The sequence below is a fragment of the Enterococcus sp. AZ104 genome (assembly GCF_050546705.1).
GTDB lineage: Bacteria > Bacillota > Bacilli > Lactobacillales > Enterococcaceae > Enterococcus > Enterococcus faecalis.
Map to the genome: position 1 here is coordinate 265,801 of NZ_CP172952.1, position 19,648 is coordinate 285,448.

Here is a 19,648-nt window from a genome sequence, read left to right on the forward strand (position 1 = left end):
TAGAAAAAATACTAATTTCTTTGAACATTCGCATCTGAAGTATCGAAAGGACGCACAAATTCTTCAATCCCTGCCCGTTTTGGTTCTAAAAATGGCGGTAATGATAATTTTTCACCAGCGTGTTCATAGGTTTCATCCTCTAAAAACCCAGGACCATCGGTTGCCAGTTCAAATAAAACATGTGTTGCTGCCAAGAAATATTCAGATTTAAAGTAAAAACGTTCCACAAAGCCAGAATTAGGAAATTCCAAACGATTAATTTTTTCAATCCAGAAACGTAGTGCTTCCTCATCGGCAACGCGCAAGGCTAAGTGATGGACATTGCCGTAGCCTTCTTGAGCCGCTGGCAAATCTTCCCGATGCTCTACAATGATGCTGGCACCATTCCCACCTTCGCCAACTTCAAATAAATGGAAACTACCTTCAGCATCAATCAATTTGAACCCTAAAACTTCAGTTAAAACTAGTTGCAGATGTTCGTAATTTTCGACAGTTACAAAGGCTGGTCCTAAGCCGATTAAAGCATGTTCACTAGGGATGTTAGATTTTTTCCAAGGCGTGCCGGCTGCAACACCTTGGTTCTTTTCATCAGAAATAAGTTGGTAACGTTGATTGTCAAAATCTTCGAATTCTAAATACTTTTTGCCAAAACGTTCTTGAATTTCTCCATGATCAATTGCATATTCATTAAAGCGTGATACCCAGTAATCCAAAGCAGCATCATCTTTTACACGGAAGGAAGTACGAGAAATTGTATTGGTTCCTTTGGTTCCTTTAGGTAAGCCTGGAAAGTCAAAGAAAGTCATATCTGTTCCGGGAGAGCCGGCATCATCAGCAAAAAATAAATGATATGTTTCAATATCGTCTTGGTTAACAGTCTTTTTAATTAAACGTAGACCTAAAATATCGGTGAAAAAGTGATAAATTTTTTCAGCACTTGAAGTCATGGCAGTGACGTGGTGTAAACCTAAAATTTGTGTATTCATAATAAAAATCCTCCTAAAAGAAAAATAATTTTTTAATTAATTAACTTACTAAAAGTAAGTTTAAATGATTAGTCCTAAAAATGCAAAAGAAATGTCTCGAATTCGAACTATTATTTTTTAGTTGATTTTTTAAAAAAATAAGAATATAATAGCCTGAGATATTTTAATACATAAACTTTCGTAAACATCGCCGGATGCTTGCGACTAAAGTGTTAATGAACAGTTCTTAGGCCATAGCTGAACTGTTTGTTGGCACTTTTTTTATTTGGAAGGGAAGGAAAACAAGATGAGTAAAGCTTGGTTAAAAGTTATTTTTGGCGCTTTTTGTGAAGTGATTTGGGTCATTGGCATGAAGCATAGTACAACATGGTGGGAGATTTTAGGGACAGTAATCGCAATCTTTATCAGTTTTTATGCGCTGATTAAAGCAGGAGAGGAATTGCCAGTTGGCACAGCCTATGCTGTATTTGTCGGCTTAGGTAGTGCTGGAACTATTGTAACAGATCATTTTTTATTCCACACACCTTTGGGTATAGGAAAAGTTCTTTTTCTGTTGCTGTTATTAATAGGTGTGATTGGCTTAAAAATGGTAACTGGAAATAAAGAGGAGGAAACAAGATGAGTTGGTTATACTTAGTTATTGCAGGCTGTTTTGAAATCTTTGGCGTAGGTTCAATTAAATTATTTACAACAAAAAAAGACTTACGTTCATTGTTAATTTTAATTCTAGCGTTTAGTGGTAGTTTCTTATTTTTATATTTAGGGATGAGACAATTACCGATGGGCGTTTCTTATGCGGTTTGGACAGGAATTGGTACAGCAGGAGGCGCTATCTTAGGAATGCTCTTAGGTGAATCAAAAGACCTACGCCGGATATTTTTTATTTTTTTAATCATTGTTTCTGTGATTGGTTTAAAATTAATTGGTTAGAAAGCAAGAGAACATTGTTTGGATTATTGAAAGACAGGTGAGTAAAATTTAAAAAGAGACAGAACCAAATGCGGTGTTCTGTCTCAAAATAGCTTTTATTTTACAAGGTTACTATAACGTGTCGCAAATTCATTGTTGTAGGACTTGCCGTTGACATCTTGACCAACGTCCCAATTTGCAGACCAAGTCATTAAGCCACGGATAGGATTACCGTCTTTTGCTAACTGATCAAAAGTTTTGGCTACAGGGGTAGCCTCAACGACATAGCCGCTACCAGCAGCATCCCGATTTGCTGGTAAACCAAGGACTAATTTATCGTTTGGTATCTGTAGATAGCCGCGCGTGCCATGGATTAATGAATCAGACATATAATAGAGGAATTCGTATTTTAGAGCATCGTTGCTTTGAGCAACCCAAGTCATAATTTCATCGACCCAGACACCGTCGCCGCCTTGGTTATATAATTGTGGGGCAATGTAATCATAATAACCATTTAGGGAAGTAATGTATGTTTCATAAGCGGCACCAGGTTTTAAATAAGGGAATTCTGGCGCCATCGTAATGATGAAATTTTTTCCTTGTGCTCGGTAATGGTCTTTGACTATTTTCAATGCAGCAGGGATGACGGTTTGGTTGTCGCCAGCAGTAATCGCTAATTGCTCTAAGTCAATGTCTAAACCATCAAAGCCGTATGTTTCCACTTGACGAATGATTTCATTCGCAAAGGCTTGTTCATCGCCTTCGACTAATTGGATATGTGCATCTGCTCCACCAAGTGCCAATAAAACTGCGCGACCTTGACTATTTAATTGTGCGACTTCTTGTCGGAAGGCAGTGTCTGTTTGGTTATAAGGCTTGAACGTAGGAATCCGTGTCGTGCCATCGCTTTTCATGAAGGAAACCGGTACGACATTGTAGGCTTGATTTACTTCTGAAAGGTTCAGTGATGCTGATGTTCCTTGTTTGTAACCATCGCGTCCTTTTGAGGCCCAGTTATGCCAATATCCAACCAACACTTTTTTGCCAGAGATATCTACCATCGTATCCGCAGCATCTGCAGAAGCTTGAGTAGGCGTTAACCACAAGCCAACTGCAACGGTTGAAAGAAGGAGAAAAGCAGGAATTATTTTTTTTAGCTTCATTTTTTGAGAACTCCTTTAATGTAGTTTAAGATGTGAGTATTTTTACTGAATGTTCACATCAATCGCTTGGTAAAAGGCGTTCACCGTATCACCAATGCCCCAGACAGCGTAAATGACATGATAACCTTTGCGGTCTGTCGGAATATTAATTGTTTGTTTAACAACTTTATTAGGAACTTCTTGTTTACCGTCAATTGAAGCAATTTTGTCGAAGTTTTTAATGTCTAATGGTTGATTGGGATTCCAGCCATTTTTAGTAATATAGTAATCCCAAGAAGCAGTTCTATGTTGGGCAGTTAAGTTCCAAGTGATGTCAAGGGGACCTGTTGTAATGTTTGTTTTGTGCCAACGAGTAGCTGTTTGTTCATCCAAAGGTTCAAAACCTGAGACACCTGCACTGGCTAATTTGCCAGTAATAAACGTATTTTTGGGCGCTTCGATACTTTGAGGTTCCCATTGTGCACGACCAACATTTGTATTTAAGTTACCACCAGCAGAACTACCAAAGAAAGCACGACTTCCAGGACTTGCTACGTAACCATGAGCCTCCGAAACAGTAGGGGCCAATGCAGCGCCACCTAAAACAAAACTAAAAGCCAGGACGATTGTTAATAAACTCTTTTTCACGAAAAAAACCTCCTAAAAAATTATTTTGTATGCGCTTACAGATAGGAATATAACATAATAATCTTTCGGATACAAATAATAAGAAATGTTATTTTTAAAAATAAAACAATATTTTTTAAGTAATATTAAGAACGTTTTTAAATAATATAAATAATAGTGTTTTTCAAAGTTTTGTTAATTTTTCATTCGGAATCGCAATTGAAGAAATCACGTGGTATACTTTTAAGAAGAAACAATGACACGAAAGTAGCCATTGGAAAAAGGAGATTATTTCGTGGGAAAAAAACATACATCCTCTTATGAAGTTGCCTACTATGACGGCGATTTTACTGGTGCAATGAAGATACCGGCTTTGTTAGCGGTTGTCATTAAAGTATCAGAAGAACAAACAGAATTACTAGGAAGAGATGCGGCTTATGTCGCTCAATTTGGTCTAGGCTGGGTCATCACCAACTATGAAATAGAGATTCACCGTTTACCAAAAGTTGGTGAAAAAGTAGCAATTACCACGCAAGCTATGAGTTATAACAAATATTTTTGTTATCGTAACTTTTGGGTTCATGATGAAGAAGGCAATGAATGTGTCTTTGTGAAATCAACCTTTGTCTTAATGGATCAAAAAAATCGGAAAATCAGTAGTGTGTTACCAGAAATTATTGCACCTTTTGATTCTGAAAAAATCACTAAAATTTATCGCCATGAAAAAATTGAAAAAGTCACAGAGGGGAACTTTTTACCTTATCGTGTGCGTTTTTTTGATATTGATGGCAATCAACACGTTAATAATGCGATTTACTTTAATTGGTTATTGGATGTGTTAGGGTATGACTTTTTAACAACGCATCAACCGAAAAAAATTCTTGTGAAATTTGATAAAGAAGTAGAATATGGCCAAGAAGTCGAAAGTCATTACGAAATTGTCGAACAAGAAAATCAGTTGAAAACACGCCATGAGATTCGGATTGATGGTCAAACCTATTGTGAAGCGAATATCGATTGGACCAACTAAGTTGAGATGACGGTTTAGAAAAATAAAAAGTTACGCAGAGGAGGAAGGACATGATTCGCTTAGGATTAACATCTTTTAGTGAACACGACTATTTAACTGGAAAAAAACGGTCCACGCTTTATGAATATGCCAGTCATTTACCGCTAGTTGAAATGGACACGGCGTATTACGGGATTCCTCCCAAAGAACGAGTAGCTGAATGGGTCAAAGCAGTTCCCGAAAACTTTCGCTTTGTCATGAAAGTTTATAGTGGAATCAGTTGTCAAGGTGAGTGGCAAACCTATTATGCAAGTGAAGAAGAAATGATCACCGCTTTTTTAGAAAGTATGGCCCCATTAATTGAAAGTAAAAAATTATTTGCCTTTCTGGTACAATTTTCAGGAACATTTGGTTGTACGAAAGAAAATGTCGCTTACTTGCAAAAAATTCGTCACTGGTTTAAAGACCTACCCATCGCCATTGAATTACGAAATAATTCATGGTATCAACCAAACTTTGTAAAACAAATGTTGCAATTTATGAAAGAAAATCAATTTTCACTTGTGATTGTAGATGAACCGCAGATTCCTACGAATCCAGTGCCCTTTTATCCTTATGTAACGAATCCTAATTTCGTGCTCTTCCGGTTTCACGGACGTAATGCGGCTGGCTGGTTAGCCAATGATGCAGAGTGGCGAAAAAAAAGAACCCTTTATCATTATAATACGCAGGAAATCGCTGATTTAAGCGAAGCTGTTTTAAAAATGTCGCAAGAAGCCAAAGAAGTGGGCGTAATTTTTAATAATAATTCTGGCGGCGATGCCGCAGAAAACGCTCTACAGATGCAAAAAGTCTTGAATTTGAGTTACGATGATTTGAATCCAAAACAATTAGATTTATTTTGAGAAAGAAGGTAGCTGAATGTCTGAAAAGCAATCCCCTTATGAAATGGCTTGTGCATTCCACGAGGTTTTTAATCCACAACAACCAGAGCAACCAACTGCTTTTTCGCCAGAGTTAGCCAGTCGACGAGCAGAGTTTAAAGTTGAAGAACTTGTAGAATTTTTATATAGTGCTGCTGATAATGACCAAGTACTTTTTCAACAATTGGTCAACGGATTAAAAAAATCTGTCGATAAAGCAGAGCAGAAAGTCTTGGCGAAAGGCAAACCAGTATCTGATCCTTTAGTGGAGGAAGTGGATGCACTAGTTGATTTATTGTATTTTACTTATGGTTCGTTTTGCTTAATGGGCGTCAATCCAACAAAAATTATTGAAATCGTTCATCAAGCCAATATGGGGAAATTATTTCCAGATGGGCAGCCACATTATGATCCAGAAACAAATAAAGTATTAAAACCTGAAAATTGGGAACAAGATTTTGCGCCAGAAGCTAAAATTAAAGCGGAAATTCAGCGCCAATTGAAAATTACTGAAACCAATGAAAAAGACGAATGAGAAAACTCATTCGTCTTTTTCATTAATCATGGAAGAACGTCCGATATAAGGCTTTGATGGCTTTTTCCTCTTGTTCTTTTTTGATACCAAACATAATACTTACTTCCGAAGATCCTTGGTTAATCATTTCTAAGTTGATTTTTTCTTTGGCTAACGCCATTGTACTTTCAGCAGTAACCCCAATTCGTTGGCGCATGCCTTCCCCGACAATCATAATCATAGAAAGGTGATGCGTGATGCGTAACTCATCAGGCGCTAAAACTTCTTGGAGTTGGGCCATCAGTCGATTTTCAATTTCAGTTGTTAACTGGTCTTCTCTTAAAACAATCGTGATGTCATCAATTCCTGAGGGCATATGCTCATAGCTCAAGGCTAATTTTTCTAGTACTTCTAAGAGCCGTCGCCCAAAACCTAACTCTCTATTCATTAAATACTTACTAATGTAAATACTTGCGAACCCTTGATCACTAGCAATTCCTACAACAGGGGCATGCTTCACTTTGCGAGAAGTAGTAATTAGGGTGCCAGGATGATGTGGGTTGTTAGTATTTTTGATAACGACTGGAATATTTGCGCGATAGGCAGGCATTAAGGCTTCATCGTGGAGGACGGCAAATCCTGCATAAGCTAACTCCCGCATTTCTCTGTAGGTCAATTCTTGAATCGTTTGAGGCTGTTCAATAATTCCAGGATGGGCGACATAAATTCCGTCCACATCGGTAAAGTTTTCATACAAATCTGCTTGAACACCTGCGGCAACAATGGACCCTGTGATATCGGAACCGCCACGAGAAAAAGTACAAATTTCGCCGGCTTCTGTATAACCAAAGAAACCTGGAATAACCAAGATTTGTTGAGTCTCACGATAGGCACTAATTTTCTCTAAAGCTTTTGGTAAAATGCGGGCATTGCCTGGCTCAGGTGTCACTAGGAGACCTAATTCTTTTGGACTAATGTAGCGAGCATCTAAGCCATTCTGATTGAAAAAACTGGCAACAACTTTTGCATTATTGTCCTCGCCGCTAGCTAAAAAATAGTCAAATAGAAAAGCATTGTTTTCTTTTGGTAAAGTGGCTAATTGGCGAATCGAAATAGCAATATCAGCTAAAACTGCTTTATCCAAGTGTAATTCATCAAAAAGATCTTCATAACGACGAATGATGGCAGAGATTGTCGATTCAATTTCCTCATTATTTAAGTAGCGCTGATAGTATTGAATCAATAAATCAGTCACTTTAATATCTTGCGGGGTTCGCTTTCCAGGAGCGGATACAACGACAAACGTTCGGCGCGGCTCTTCCTTGACGATTTGTAAGACTTTCTGTAACTGTGGTGCTGATGCTAGCGAGCTACCGCCGAATTTAACTACGTTCACGTTTATCACTCCTGTTTTTAATTATTTTCTCATTTGTAGATTAGTAAAAGGATACCGAAAAACATTTAGAAAAGCAACCACTTATTTTCAGAAAGTTAGGAAATCATGAAAATATTTGTTCTTCATTTTTCCTTAAAATTTTGTTAAACTGTAAAGATATGAGTCGTAACGAAGGAGTTAAATAGTATGACAGAATCCAAAACTGCCATTATTTTTGATATGGACGGTGTCCTAGTAGATAGCGAAGCTTATTATTATGAGCGACGTAAAGCATTTTTAGCGGAATTTGATTTGACCATTGAGGGCCTAACCTTGCCAGAATTAGTCGGTGCGGATATGCGTTCATTATGGCAAAAGATTGAACAAGTCAACAAAAAAGAGCTAGATATTGCTTTTTTAAATGAACAATACATAGCCTATAAAAAAGCGCATCCGATAGATTATTTAGCTGTGCTTGATGAAAATGCGAAACGTGTTTTACAATTTTTAAAAAGACAAGGCTATAAAATCGGATTAGCTTCTTCTTCCACAAAAGACGCAATTGAAGAGGTTTTGACAGTGGGGCAATTAAGTAGTTATTTTGATGCGGTCGTGAGTGGGGAAGATTTCGGAGAAAGTAAACCGGCGCCGGATATTTATCTGCACACGTTACAAGAATTAGCTGTTGCGCCACAGGAATGTATAGCCATTGAAGATTCAGAAAAAGGCATTGCCTCTGCCAAAGAAGCTGGGCTAGAAGTTTGGGCTATGCGCGATGAACACTTTGGGATGGATCAAAGTCAAGCGGATGCCTTCTTAACACAACTAAGTGATATTTGTAAAAAAATTAGTGAAAATCGGATCGATGAAAGCAGTGAATCAACCCCTTCGTAAGAAGATCGCGGGTTTTCTTAAAAAAGTTTGTTATAACTAGTGAATGAATATACAGTTTGTGCTATAATTTTCTATAGGTATTTCTGCAAGAATGCCCTTTTTCAAGGGTCAGGAACAATAGATAACCGTGTGAAGAGAACAAACAACCTTTCTTTTATTATAGAAAAATTATCGGAGGAGCCAAAATGAAGAATAATTGGATTATCATTTTAGTACTAGTAATCGTTATTATTGCTGCGGTGCTATACTTAATTGGTTATTTTATGCGCAAAAAAAATCAAGAACAATTAGATGAATTAGAAGTTCGTAAAGAAGCCCTGTTTGACTTGCCAGTCTTTGAAGAAATCGATGACATTAAAAAAATGCATCTAGTTGGACAGAGTCAAAATAGTTTCCGTGAATGGAATCAACGCTGGGTAGAACTATCGACGCGTTCTTTCGCCGAACTAGAGAGTCAAATTTATGAAGTCGAAAATCAAAATGAAATTTTCCGTTTCATGAAAGCGAAGAAAGCAGTCGTGGAAGCGAATGAAACGATGACCGAAATGGAAGCCGAAGTGGAAGTCATTCGTAATGGCTTGAAAGAATTACGTGAAAGTGAAGAGCGCAATTCATTAGAAGTTCAAAAAGCTTTGGATGTCTATGAAGAATTAAGTAAATCACTAAAAGATGATAAAGCTAGCTTTGGTCCAGCTTACTCCGAAATCCAAAAACAATTAAGAAACGTCGAAATTGAATTCACACAATTTGTCACACTAAATACATCGGGGGACCCAATCGAGGCTCGAGAAGTCCTAGAAGATGCGGAACGTCATACGTATGAATTGGAAGACTTAATGAAACGGATTCCACCAATGTATGAAGAATTAAATGAAACTTTCCCAGATCAATTAAAAGAAATCGAAGAAGGCTACAACCAATTATTAGCTGACGATTATGTGTTCCCTGAACAAAACTTTGCTGAAGAAATTCAACATGCGAAAAAACGTGTCGAGAATTCAATGGCTGATTTAGAGAAAACAGAGATTGCTGCAGTAGAGGTCGCAAATCGCGACACAGCAACGGCGATTGATGCATTATATGAAGTGATGGAACGTGAAATTGAAGCGAAGAAATATGTCGTAACCAATCAAAAAATTATTGACGATTATATTTCTCATTCCTTAAAAAATAACCGTCAATTAATGATTGAATTGGACCATGTATCACAAAGCTATACCTTAAACAACAACGAGCTAGGACGTAGTCGTGGTTTCCAAACGGAAATTGAAGAAATTATCCGCCGTCAAAAAGACTTGGAACCTCGAATGAAAGAACATACCGTTCCTTACTCTGAAATTCAAGCGTTCTATAAAGAATGCTATAAGATTTTAGATGATATTGAAAATCAACAATTAGAAATTGATGCTTCATTGAAAGAACTAAGAAAAGGCGAAAAAGTCGCCCAAGAAAAAGTCGACGAATACGAATTCCGTTTACGGAGTATCAAGCGGTATGTTGAAAAGCAACGATTACCAGGTTTGTCTGCTGATTACTTAGAATTTTTCTATGTGGCAACGGATCGAATTGAAGATTTAAGCCGAGCCTTAAATAAAATGCGCATTAACATGGATGAAATCAATCGTTTATGTGACTTATGCGAAGATGATTTAGAGTTATTAGATAAGAAAACAAAAGATTTAGTCAATGCAGCAGCTCTGACAGAACAAATGATGCAATATGCAAACCGCTATCGTCATACTCACGAGAACATCCGAGCGGCTTTAGATAAAAGCATGTATTTATTCTCGACAGAATTCCGTTATCAAGATGCATTAGATGAAATTGGAACGGCATTGGAAGCTGTTGAGCCAGGGGCGTTCAAACGAATCGAAGATTTTTATTTTAAAAATATTAATAACCCTAATTTAACAGCAATTTAATTAAACAATCACTAAACAGAGGTTTGTCGACAGACAAGCCTCTGTTTTTATGGCGTGGTGGTGACTTGAAGTGATACTTTAGAAAGTATATAATGGGAAAGAATTTTAAAAAAGAAGGGTGACAAATGATTTATTTTGATAATAGTGCAACTACACCGATTTACCCCCAGGCTTTAGATACATATGTAAAAACCAGTCAGCGGATTATTGGCAATCCGTCTAGTCTGCATGACTTAGGCAGCCAAGCGAATCGGCTCTTACAACAAGCACGGAAGCAGATTGCGGAGCTAATCAATGTTTCAGCAAATGAAATCTATTTTACAAGTGGCGGAACTGAAGGAGATAACTGGGTTTTAAAAGGAACGGCAATCGAAAAACGAGAATTTGGTAATCATATTATTATTTCTGCAGTGGAACATCCAGCAGTTACAGAAACAGCGGAACAATTAGTCGAACTAGGTTTTGAACTTTCTTATGCGCCAGTGGATAAAGAAGGTCGCGTAAAAGTCGAGGAACTACAGAAATTAATTAGAAAAGAAACGATTTTGGTTTCTGTTATGGCAGTGAACAATGAAGTGGGAACGATTCAACCAATTAAAAAAATCAGCGAGGTTTTAGCGGAGTTTCCTAAAATTCATTTTCATGTAGACGCGGTTCAAGCAATTGGGAAAGTTAATTACTCAGAGTGGTTAACGGATCGGGTGGATTTTGCAACGTTTTCTGCACATAAATTTCATGGACCACGAGGCATTGGTTTTATGTATTGGAAACAAGGAAAACGTTTAGCGCCGCTTTTAACAGGAGGCGGGCAAGAAAACAACCAACGCAGTGGGACAGAAAACGTACCAGCAATTGTGGCAATGGCCAAAGCGTTACGCTTGCATTTAGAGAACGAACAACAACGGCCGCAACATGTGGCGACGTTACGGAGTTATTTATTAAAGGCGCTAGAAGAATTTCAAAATGTGACTGTTTTTTCACAAGATAATGAACATTTTGCGCCACACATTTTATGTTTTGCTTTGAAAGGGATTCGTGGCGAAGTGCTGGTCCATGCATTGGAAGAAAAACAAATTTATATTTCGACTACGAGTGCTTGTTCTAGCCGAAAAAAAATGGCTAGTAGCACCTTGTATGCCATGCATGTGCCTGGGGAATTGGCGACTTCCGCTGTGCGCATTAGTTTAGATGAAAGCAATACAATGGCAGAAATTGAACAGTTTATGATTGTTTTCAACCAACTTTATCAAAAATTTTCTCGTGTAAATTAATAAAAAATAAGTTGGAGCCTAGAAATAGGCTCCAACTTATTTTTGCTCTCTTTATCGATTGAAGCGGTAGCCACTTCCCCAGAGCGTTTCAATTGGAGAGTCAGAAAGATTGGCTTTTTTTAATTTTTCCCGAATCCGTTTAATGTGAACAACGACAGTCGAAACCTCAGTATCTAAGGCATCAAACCCCCAGACACTTTCAAAAAGTTCTTCTTTATTCCACACACGGTTAGGATGTTCCATCAAGAAAACCAACAATTTGTATTCTTTGCTTGTAAAAATAACTTCATTTTCTAAAACAAACACTTTGTGTGCGGCAGTGTCGACAGCGATTTCATTGATTTTTAGTAATTGTGGTGGTTGTTCTGCTTTGCTTAACAATTGATAACGGTTCATATGGGCTTTTGCTCGAGCGACTAATTCATTGGGACTAAACGGCTTGATTATATAATCATCCGCACCTAAGCCAAGCCCACGAATTTTATCAATATCTTCTTTTTTAGCCGAAACAATCATGATCGGCGTTTGCTTTTTTTTCCGAATTGCACGACAGATTTCAAAACCATCCATAGTTGGCAGCATCACATCTAAAATAATTAAATCAAAGGGCTCATTTAAAGCTGCTTCCAATCCTTTTTTTCCATCATGTTCAATTGTGACAGTCATATCGTTAATTTCTAAATAATCTTTTTGCAAATCAGCAATGCTTGGATCATCTTCAATAATTAATACATGTGGTTTCATTTTTCATCCTCCAACAACGGCAGCGTAATTATCACGTTGGTGCCGTCTCCTTTTTTACTTGTGACAGTGATTGTTCCCTGATGATAGTCAATAATTTGTTTGACAATACTTAATCCCAAGCCGCTTCCTTTAACTGTTGGGGTTCGAGATTTGTCTACACGATAGAAGCGTTCGAATAAATAAGGTAATTCTTTTTTATCGATACCAATGCCGTTATCTGTAATGGTTAAAACTAAGTCTGTTTGATTATGCGTTAAAGAAATCGTAAAGGCTAGTTGTTCTTTAGTGGGATCCGCAAATTTAATGCTATTTTGAATTAGATTGGTAATCACGCGATTCATCTGCGTGGGATCCATTTGAACGTATAAAGCTTCGGTGGGAAGTACAGAAGTGATCACGAGTTCTTGTTCCAAACGGTATTCTTCAAGAATATGTGCAATAAAACGAGTGAAATTGGTCTTTTCCATTGTAAAGACAGCACGATCTAGGTCTAATTTAGAATACAAAAATAATTCTTCAATTAAATCATTGAGGCCTAAACTTTTTTCATGAATGACCGTTAAATAGCGCTGTTTTTTTTCTTCAGTATTGGCAACGCCATCCATCAAACCTTCAACGTAACCAATAATAGAAGTAATTGGTGTTTTTAAGTCATGAGAAATATTTGCAATTAATTCTTTCCGATTAGCTTCATATTTTTCGCGTTCCGCATTGGCTTCTTCTAAATCTTGCCACATTTGTTCAAAACTAAGTTGGAGCTGTTTGACTTCTGTTGAGACGGTTTGGTGGCTAGTTGGTGTAAATGGATTTTCTTTTTGGGCATCCTTACCCAATGTTTTAGTCGCTTTTTCTAATGCTTCTAATGGCTCGATAGTAGTTTTGGTTAAGCGCTTATTAATGAGCCAAGCTGCCGCAATTGCTACAAGGATAATTAACAAAATCATCCAGATAATCCAGCGTGTGAAGAACTCAAAAAGGCTGCTTTCGCGTTTCAAGACAATAAAGCTCCCGTTAGAACCATCTAAATAATGAAAATCGGATTTGACATAATGATATAGACGCCCTGCATTATCCAGTGTGCCAGTTGGCATAATATTATTCATTTCGTAGTTTGGAATATGTACAGACAAAGATTTTTCTACTAAATTATCCGAATAATAAGGAAACCGTGCATTCTTTCGAATAATCACACTTAATCCTTTTGCCTCAATTGTTTGAATCGTTTCCTTTAATTCTTTACTTAAAGGCGTATCTAGTAATTTCGGTGACTTTTTTAACAATTGATCTAAGGCCAAATAACTTTCTTCTTCGTTAGCGGTCAATGGTCGTTGCTTATTCATCATTCGGTAAGCTTGGGGCAAACTGGGAACAGTCCCTAACGTGATGTAAGAAGCTAAGGATAAAACAGCTAAAACAGAGGCTAAAGTAATAATGATGGCACTAATATAAGAAATAAAAAAGCGGCGTTTAATGGTCAAAAGCGTCCCTCCTAGTGGTTTTAATCTATTTCTTACTTATAGTGTATTACAAGTGAACAAAAAAAAGCTAGTATTGTTATTAACTTTTTTTCATTTGTTTATAATTTGTTCATTTTTCGGCAAGTAGGAGTTTATAAGGCTTTGCTATTCTAAATATATCAAAAAGAAAAAGGGGATTACCAACCATGAAAAAGAAAAAAGTTTTTAGTGCGCTTACCTTATTAACCTTTAGTACGTTGTTGATTGCAGGCTGTGCTGGCGGAGCCAACTCTGCAACAGATAAATCAAGTGCAGCTAGCTCAAGCACTGCAGTCTCTAGTTCAGCAGAAGCAGCTAAAGAGCAATCAAAAGGACAAGAATTAACAGAAATTTTATCCAGTACTGATTGGCAAGGCACAAAAGTTTACGACAAAAATAATAATGATTTAACAGCAGAAAATGCTAATTTTATTGGTTTAGCAAAATATGATGGTGAAACAGGTTTTTATGAATTTTTCGACAAAGAAACAGGTGAAACCCGTGGCGATGAAGGCACATTCTTTGTGACAGACGATGGCGAAAAGCGTATCTTAATTTCGGATACACAAAACTATCAAGCGGTGGTCGATTTAACGGAAGTGACGAAAGATAAATTTACCTATAAGCGAATGGGTAAAGATAAAGACGGGAAAGATGTAGAAGTCTTTGTAGAACATATCCCTTATTCTGACGAGAAATTAACCTTTACGAATGGCCGTAAAGATTTAGAAACAGAAACTGGCAAGATTGTTACCAGTGAACCTGGGGATGACATTTTAGGGGCTACATTATGGAATGGCACGAAAGTTTTAGATGAAGACGGTAACGATGTTACTGAAGCAAATAAAATGTTTATTAGTTTAGCGAAATTTGATAATAAAACAAGTAAATATGAATTCTTTGATTTAGAAACGGGTAAAACCCGTGGAGATTTTGGTTACTTCCAAGTAATTGATAATAACAAAATCCGTACTCACGTTTCAATTGGTGACAATAAATATGGAGCTGCGTTAGAATTAACAGAATTAAATGATAAACGTTTTACGTATACACGAATGGGTAAAGACAACAATGGCAAAGAAATTAAAGTCTTTGTAGAACATGAACCATATGAAGGAGACTTTACGCCAGACTTCACGTTCTAATTAGTCAATCACTAGTGGATGAAGCGGCCAAAAGGAAGTAAAGGATTCTTTTGACCGCTTCATTTTTAACAAAAAAATAGTTTATAGTTGTTTTTAATCGTTTATAAATTGTTCATTTTTCTGACAGTGGTAGTTTAGAATCGTTTGTTAAGATAGGTTTATCAAAGAAAAGGAGCGATGCTTTATGAAAAAGAAAGTATTAAGTTCGATTACTTTAGTAACATTAAGTACGTTACTTATAGCAGGTTATGCAAGTCCAGCATTTGCAGGTCATGCAGCCAATCCAAATAGTGCTACAGCAAATTTAGGCAAACATCAAAACAATGGCCAAACAAGAGGCGACAAGGCGACTAAGATTTTATCTGGCACGGACTGGCAAGGAACCCGTGTTTATGATGCTGCTGGTAATGATTTAACGGCAGAAAATGCTAATTTTATTGGTTTAGCAAAATATGATGGTGAAACCGGTTTTTACGAGTTTTTCGACAAAAATACTGGGGAAACCCGTGGTGACGAAGGAACATTTTTTGTGACAGGTGATGGCACAAAACGAATTTTAATTTCGCGGACACAAAATTATCAAGCCGTAGTGGATTTAACCGAAGTGAGTAAAGACAAATTTACTTACAAGCGTTTAGGGAAAGATAAACTGGGGAATGATGTTGAAGTTTACGTGGAACACATCCCTTATCACGGGAAAAAATTAGCTTTTACAAATGGACGTGAAGCATTAACCAATCAAACTGGCAAAATTGTGACAAATAAATCAGGGGATAAAATTTTAGGAACAACCTTGTGGAATGGCACAAAAGTCGTAGATAAAAACGGTAATGATGTGACAGCGGCCAATCAAAATTTCATTAGTTTAGCGAAATTTGATCCAAACACAAGTAAATATGAATTTTTCAATTTACAAACGGGTGAAACCCGCGGCGACTTTGGGTACTTCCAAGTGGTGGACAATAACAAGATTCGGGCCCATGTATCTATTGGTACGAATCGCTACGGTGCAGCGCTAGAATTAACGGAACTAAACAATGATCGATTTACGTATACTCGAATGGGTAAAGATAATGCTGGGAATGATATTCAAGTGTTCGTGGAACATGAACCTTACCAAGGCACATATCACCCAGCCTTTACTTTCTAAAAGTCTCTTGTCTTCTCTCTTATTTAACAAAAGAACGTCCCCCAACGTTCTTTTGTTTTCTCTTCCTCTATAAATAAATTGTTATTAGTTATAATTAAATATTATTATTAAGATAATTATAATGATTATTATTTAATAATTTGTTCATATTATGGACAGGTGGAGTTAATAACTACTTGCTATCCTTAAATTATCAAAAGGAAAGGGAGTAGTCGTTTATGAAGAAAAAAATCGTTGGTACAATTACGTTGTTGGCTTTAAGTGCGTTATTAGTTGGTGGAGCAGGAGAGGCTTTGACGGCAGAAGCATACGTTCCTCAAAGCGTAGACAATCCCAATAATTTAGGGGATTTACCTGAGTATTTACGTTCAGTTGGTATTAGACAAGATGAAGGATTATCAGAAAAAGATTGGGCTGGAACACGCGTTTATGATCGAAACGGGAATGATTTAACAGATGAAAATCAAAACCTATTACATGCAATCAAATTTGATGCAACCACTAGTTTCTATGAATTTTTTGATAAAGAGACTGGAGAATCAACAGGAGATGAAGGAACCTTCTTTATGACCGCTGGTATTACAGATGTTTCCCGTCTTGTAATTATTTCTGAAACCAAAAATTATCAAGGTGTATACCCACTTAGAACTTTATACCAAGATACTTTTACGTATAGACAGACGGGTAAAGATAAAAACGGAAATGATATTGAAGTTTTCGTAGAAAACAAAGCAACCTCAGGTCCAGTTTATGGTCGTCCGCAGCCATACCCCAATAATCGTCCCAGAACACTAGAATTCACGAATGGACGCCGTGCCATGACAGAACAAACAGGCCAGATTGATGTAAATCGACAAGGGGATGAAATTATTGGTAAAACTTCCTTTGATGGGACACCGCAACTTCTTTGGAATGGCACAAAAGTAGTGGATAAAGATGGCAATGACGTAACTTCGGCCAACCAAAACTTTATCAGCTTAGCGAAATTTGACCAAGATAGCAGCAAATATGAATTTTTTAATTTACAAACTGGTGAAACTCGTGGCGACTATGGCTACTTTAAAGTAGGAAATCAAAATAAATTCCGTGCCCATGTTTCGATTGGAACCAATCGCTATGGCGCTGTCTTAGAGTTAACAGAATTGAATGATAATCGTTTTACGTACACACGAATGGGTAAAGATAACGAAGGAAACGATATCCAAGTCTATGTGGAACATGAACCATACCAAGGAACTTTTAATCCTGAATTTACCTTTTAAGAACAAAACATACGAATGGAAACCAAAAAAAGTTTCGACTTCTTTTGGTTTCTCTCTTTTTAAAATAGAAAAACAGAGAAAGCGTTTTAATCGACAAATAAAAAAAGATTCGTTAGATTAGAACCACTGGAGAAAAATCTCATATTTCTCTCGAGGAAAGGAAGTTGAGCACAATGAACAAAAAAATTTTAATGGGGCTATTAAGTGTCGTGACCATTCCATTACTTGCTGCGTGTCAAGGAGGAGAAACACCCTCCGCAGCGTCAAAAAATAGTCAAACGGTGACTACTCAAAGTAGTGCAAAAACTGAAAGCACCAGTACAACCCGTTCGGTGGCTCAAACAACATCAAAAGAGGAAGTGAAAGAACCGATGAAGACCTATGAAGTGGGTGCGCTTTTAGAAGCAGCCAATCAACGAGATACGAAGAAGGTCAAGGAAATTTTACAAGATACTACTTATCAAGTGGATGAAGTCGACACAGAAGGCAACACACCGCTCAATATCGCTGTTCACAATAATGACATTGAGATTGCAAAAGCGTTGATTGATCGGGGTGCCGATATTAATCTGCAAAATAGCATTAGTGATAGTCCCTATCTTTATGCGGGAGCGCAAGGACGTACGGAGATTTTAGCGTATATGTTAAAAAATGCGACCCCAGATTTAAATAAGCATAACCGTTACGGTGGCAATGCGTTAATTCCGGCAGCTGAAAAAGGACATATTGACAATGTGAAGCTCTTGTTAGAAGATGGACGAGAAGACATAGATTTCCAAAATGACTTTGGCTATACAGCATTGATTGAGGCAGTGGGGTTACGTGAAGGGAACCAACTTTACCAAGATATTGTAAAATTGTTAATGGAAAATGGTGCGGATCAATCCATTAAAGACAATTCTGGTCGAACAGCAATGGACTATGCCAATCAAAAAGGTTATACGGAAATTAGTAAAATTTTAGCACAGTACAACTAAGTATTGTGTCCTTTCGGGAAGGAATAAATACAGGTAGGAGTGAAGGAAAGCATGAATTATTGGTTAAAAAATGTTCGAATTGAAACAGGGTATCAAAAAGAAGGTGACTGGTTATCTGGGACAGTAACCAAAGAAGTGGCAATTGAAATAACAGATGGAGTATTTACGAAAATCATCCCCAATGAAGAATTGGTAGAAGAACCTGGGGTGACAATTATTGACGGTCACCATCAATTGATTTTACCAGGTTTGATTGAAAAACATTGTCACTTTGATAAAAGTAAACTAGGTGTTCCGTGGTATCCGGTGACGCCAGCGAAGTCAATTGTGGAACGTGTCGAAGCAGAAATCCCTTATTTAGATAGTTTAGAACTTTCTTTAACAGAACGCGCCAACCATTTAATTGACTTAGAATTACCACATGGCGCGACAGCCTTCAGAACACATGTCGACGTGGAACCGATGACAGACTTACGTTATTTTGATGAAGTCCAAGCGTTGGCCCAAACGAAACCATTTGCGGTAGAAATTGTCGTCTTTCCACAGCACGGCTTACTGCGTTCAGATTCCGTTGAATTAGTTGATCAAGCATTGGCAAAAGGTGCCGATTTTATTGGTGGCGTGGATCCTTATTCACTCGATGGTGATTACAAAAAATCATTGGCTGAAACATTCCGCTTAGCAGATAAACATGGTGTCGGTGTGGATATTCATTTACATGACCGTCACGAAGCTGGGACAACAACGATTAAAGAAATTATCCGTTTAACGAAAGAATATGGCCTACAAGACAAAGTATTTATCAGCCATGCCTTCGGGTTAAATGATTTCATTGGTGAAGAACGTGACGAAGTTTATGATGCTTTAGCAGCAGAAAAAATTCATATTAATTCCAGCGTGCCAATCACACCTAATACGATTCCGCCAATTATGGAATTGTTACGTCATGGAGTCAATGTTCATCTTGGTTGTGACAATATCTACGATTGCTGGTCTCCCTATGGTGATGGTTCATTACAAGAAAAATTGGCTCGTTTAGGTGAACTTTTTAATGTGAAAGATCAAGATGCTTTAACCCAATTATTGGGCTTAGTGACAGATGGTGTCACAACTTTAGACGAACAAGGGCAAGCAAATTGGCCGCAAGTTGGTGCTGAAGCAACTTACTTACTCACTGAAGCAGAATGTGCGGCGGCTTTTGTCGCTCGTCAGACACCGGTGGAAATCAGTGTGGTAAAAGGAACCACACTTTATCAAAAATAAAAAAAGAAGCGAGATTTCTCGCTTCTTTTTTTGTTATGC

19 protein-coding genes are annotated in these 19,648 nt (G+C 37.4%); 13 read left to right on the top strand and 6 right to left on the bottom strand.

The genetic code is table 11. The annotated features are described in order from the left end of the window. Window positions 1–11 precede the first annotated feature (11 nt). Entirely contained in the window at window positions 12–986 is a 975-nt protein-coding gene (locus IGJ37_RS01405) for a ring-cleaving dioxygenase (protein ID WP_311812764.1), read from the bottom strand. 265 nt (window positions 987–1,251) lie between these two features. Here IGJ37_RS01405 and IGJ37_RS01410 point away from each other — a divergent pair, with 265 nt between their 5' ends. After that, a complete protein-coding gene (locus IGJ37_RS01410; RefSeq protein ID WP_002386054.1) occupies window positions 1,252–1,608 on the top strand; it encodes a DMT family transporter in 357 nt (118 codons plus the stop codon). Further along, window positions 1,605–1,916, top strand: a complete 312-nt coding sequence (locus IGJ37_RS01415; protein ID WP_002355223.1) for a DMT family transporter — start codon at window positions 1,605–1,607, stop codon at window positions 1,914–1,916. Before IGJ37_RS01410 ends, IGJ37_RS01415 begins: the two co-directional genes overlap by 4 nt. Window positions 1,917–2,011: 95 nt before the next feature. On the opposite strand, the gene IGJ37_RS01420 is transcribed toward IGJ37_RS01415, so the two are convergent. Further along, complete coding sequence (locus IGJ37_RS01420; protein WP_010820617.1) at window positions 2,012–3,058, bottom strand: chitinase; 1,047 nt, start codon at window positions 3,056–3,058, stop codon at window positions 2,012–2,014. Between the two features lie 42 nt (window positions 3,059–3,100). Beyond that, window positions 3,101–3,685 (bottom strand): lytic polysaccharide monooxygenase, encoded by a 585-nt coding sequence (locus tag IGJ37_RS01425; RefSeq protein ID WP_002355225.1) that lies wholly within the window; start codon window positions 3,683–3,685, stop codon window positions 3,101–3,103. A gap of 274 nt (window positions 3,686–3,959) precedes the next feature. Here IGJ37_RS01425 and IGJ37_RS01430 point away from each other — a divergent pair, with 274 nt between their 5' ends. The 3 genes from IGJ37_RS01430 to IGJ37_RS01440 are packed head-to-tail and all read left to right on the top strand — an operon-like array spanning window position 3,960 to window position 6,131. Continuing rightward, entirely contained in the window at window positions 3,960–4,694 is a 735-nt protein-coding gene (locus IGJ37_RS01430; protein WP_002355227.1) for an acyl-ACP thioesterase domain-containing protein, read from the top strand. Between the two features lie 50 nt (window positions 4,695–4,744). After that, a complete protein-coding gene (locus IGJ37_RS01435; protein ID WP_252671480.1) occupies window positions 4,745–5,578 on the top strand; it encodes a DUF72 domain-containing protein in 834 nt (277 codons plus the stop codon). 16 nt (window positions 5,579–5,594) lie between these two features. After that, on the top strand, window positions 5,595–6,131 hold the full coding sequence (locus IGJ37_RS01440; RefSeq protein WP_002355230.1) for a haloacid dehalogenase: 537 nt from the start codon (window positions 5,595–5,597) through the stop codon (window positions 6,129–6,131). Between the two features lie 22 nt (window positions 6,132–6,153). On the opposite strand, the gene IGJ37_RS01445 is transcribed toward IGJ37_RS01440, so the two are convergent. After that, window positions 6,154–7,506: an aspartate kinase gene (locus tag IGJ37_RS01445; RefSeq protein ID WP_002385384.1), complete on the bottom strand. Its 1,353-nt coding sequence runs from the start codon at window positions 7,504–7,506 to the stop codon at window positions 6,154–6,156. A 186-nt stretch (window positions 7,507–7,692) separates the two neighbouring features. Here IGJ37_RS01445 and IGJ37_RS01450 point away from each other — a divergent pair, with 186 nt between their 5' ends. The 3 genes from IGJ37_RS01450 to IGJ37_RS01460 all read left to right on the top strand — a co-directional run bounded on the left by IGJ37_RS01450 (window position 7,693) and on the right by IGJ37_RS01460 (window position 11,572). Next, complete coding sequence (locus tag IGJ37_RS01450) at window positions 7,693–8,379, top strand: HAD family hydrolase (protein ID WP_202575790.1); 687 nt, start codon at window positions 7,693–7,695, stop codon at window positions 8,377–8,379. Window positions 8,380–8,564: 185 nt separating this feature from the next. Continuing rightward, entirely contained in the window at window positions 8,565–10,301 is a 1,737-nt protein-coding gene (gene ezrA, locus IGJ37_RS01455) for a septation ring formation regulator EzrA (protein WP_002355233.1), read from the top strand. A gap of 125 nt (window positions 10,302–10,426) precedes the next feature. Beyond that, window positions 10,427–11,572, top strand: coding sequence for a cysteine desulfurase family protein (locus IGJ37_RS01460; RefSeq protein ID WP_128704939.1), 1,146 nt, complete (start codon window positions 10,427–10,429; stop codon window positions 11,570–11,572). 51 nt (window positions 11,573–11,623) lie between these two features. Here IGJ37_RS01460 and IGJ37_RS01465 read toward each other — a convergent pair whose 3' ends face one another. Both IGJ37_RS01465 and IGJ37_RS01470 read right to left on the bottom strand, forming a co-directional pair. Next, window positions 11,624–12,316, bottom strand: a complete 693-nt coding sequence (locus IGJ37_RS01465) for a response regulator transcription factor (RefSeq protein WP_002355236.1) — start codon at window positions 12,314–12,316, stop codon at window positions 11,624–11,626. Beyond that, window positions 12,313–13,656, bottom strand: coding sequence for a sensor histidine kinase (locus IGJ37_RS01470; protein WP_002385380.1), 1,344 nt, complete (start codon window positions 13,654–13,656; stop codon window positions 12,313–12,315). The genes IGJ37_RS01465 and IGJ37_RS01470 overlap by 4 nt, the downstream gene beginning before the upstream one ends. 323 nt (window positions 13,657–13,979) lie before the next feature. Here IGJ37_RS01470 and IGJ37_RS01475 point away from each other — a divergent pair, with 323 nt between their 5' ends. From IGJ37_RS01475 to IGJ37_RS01495, 5 genes are all read left to right on the top strand, one after another. Continuing rightward, window positions 13,980–14,957: a DUF4822 domain-containing protein gene (locus IGJ37_RS01475; RefSeq protein WP_252671478.1), complete on the top strand. Its 978-nt coding sequence runs from the start codon at window positions 13,980–13,982 to the stop codon at window positions 14,955–14,957. Between the two features lie 184 nt (window positions 14,958–15,141). Further along, window positions 15,142–16,107, top strand: a complete 966-nt coding sequence (locus tag IGJ37_RS01480; protein WP_002361155.1) for a DUF4822 domain-containing protein — start codon at window positions 15,142–15,144, stop codon at window positions 16,105–16,107. Between the two features lie 218 nt (window positions 16,108–16,325). Further along, window positions 16,326–17,369 (top strand): DUF4822 domain-containing protein, encoded by a 1,044-nt coding sequence (locus IGJ37_RS01485; protein ID WP_325814917.1) that lies wholly within the window; start codon window positions 16,326–16,328, stop codon window positions 17,367–17,369. A gap of 173 nt (window positions 17,370–17,542) precedes the next feature. Further along, window positions 17,543–18,346 (top strand): ankyrin repeat domain-containing protein, encoded by an 804-nt coding sequence (locus tag IGJ37_RS01490; RefSeq protein ID WP_002373191.1) that lies wholly within the window; start codon window positions 17,543–17,545, stop codon window positions 18,344–18,346. A 51-nt stretch (window positions 18,347–18,397) separates the two neighbouring features. After that, window positions 18,398–19,609, top strand: a complete 1,212-nt coding sequence (locus IGJ37_RS01495) for an amidohydrolase family protein (RefSeq protein ID WP_252671477.1) — start codon at window positions 18,398–18,400, stop codon at window positions 19,607–19,609. The last annotated feature ends 39 nt before the right edge of the window (window positions 19,610–19,648 follow it).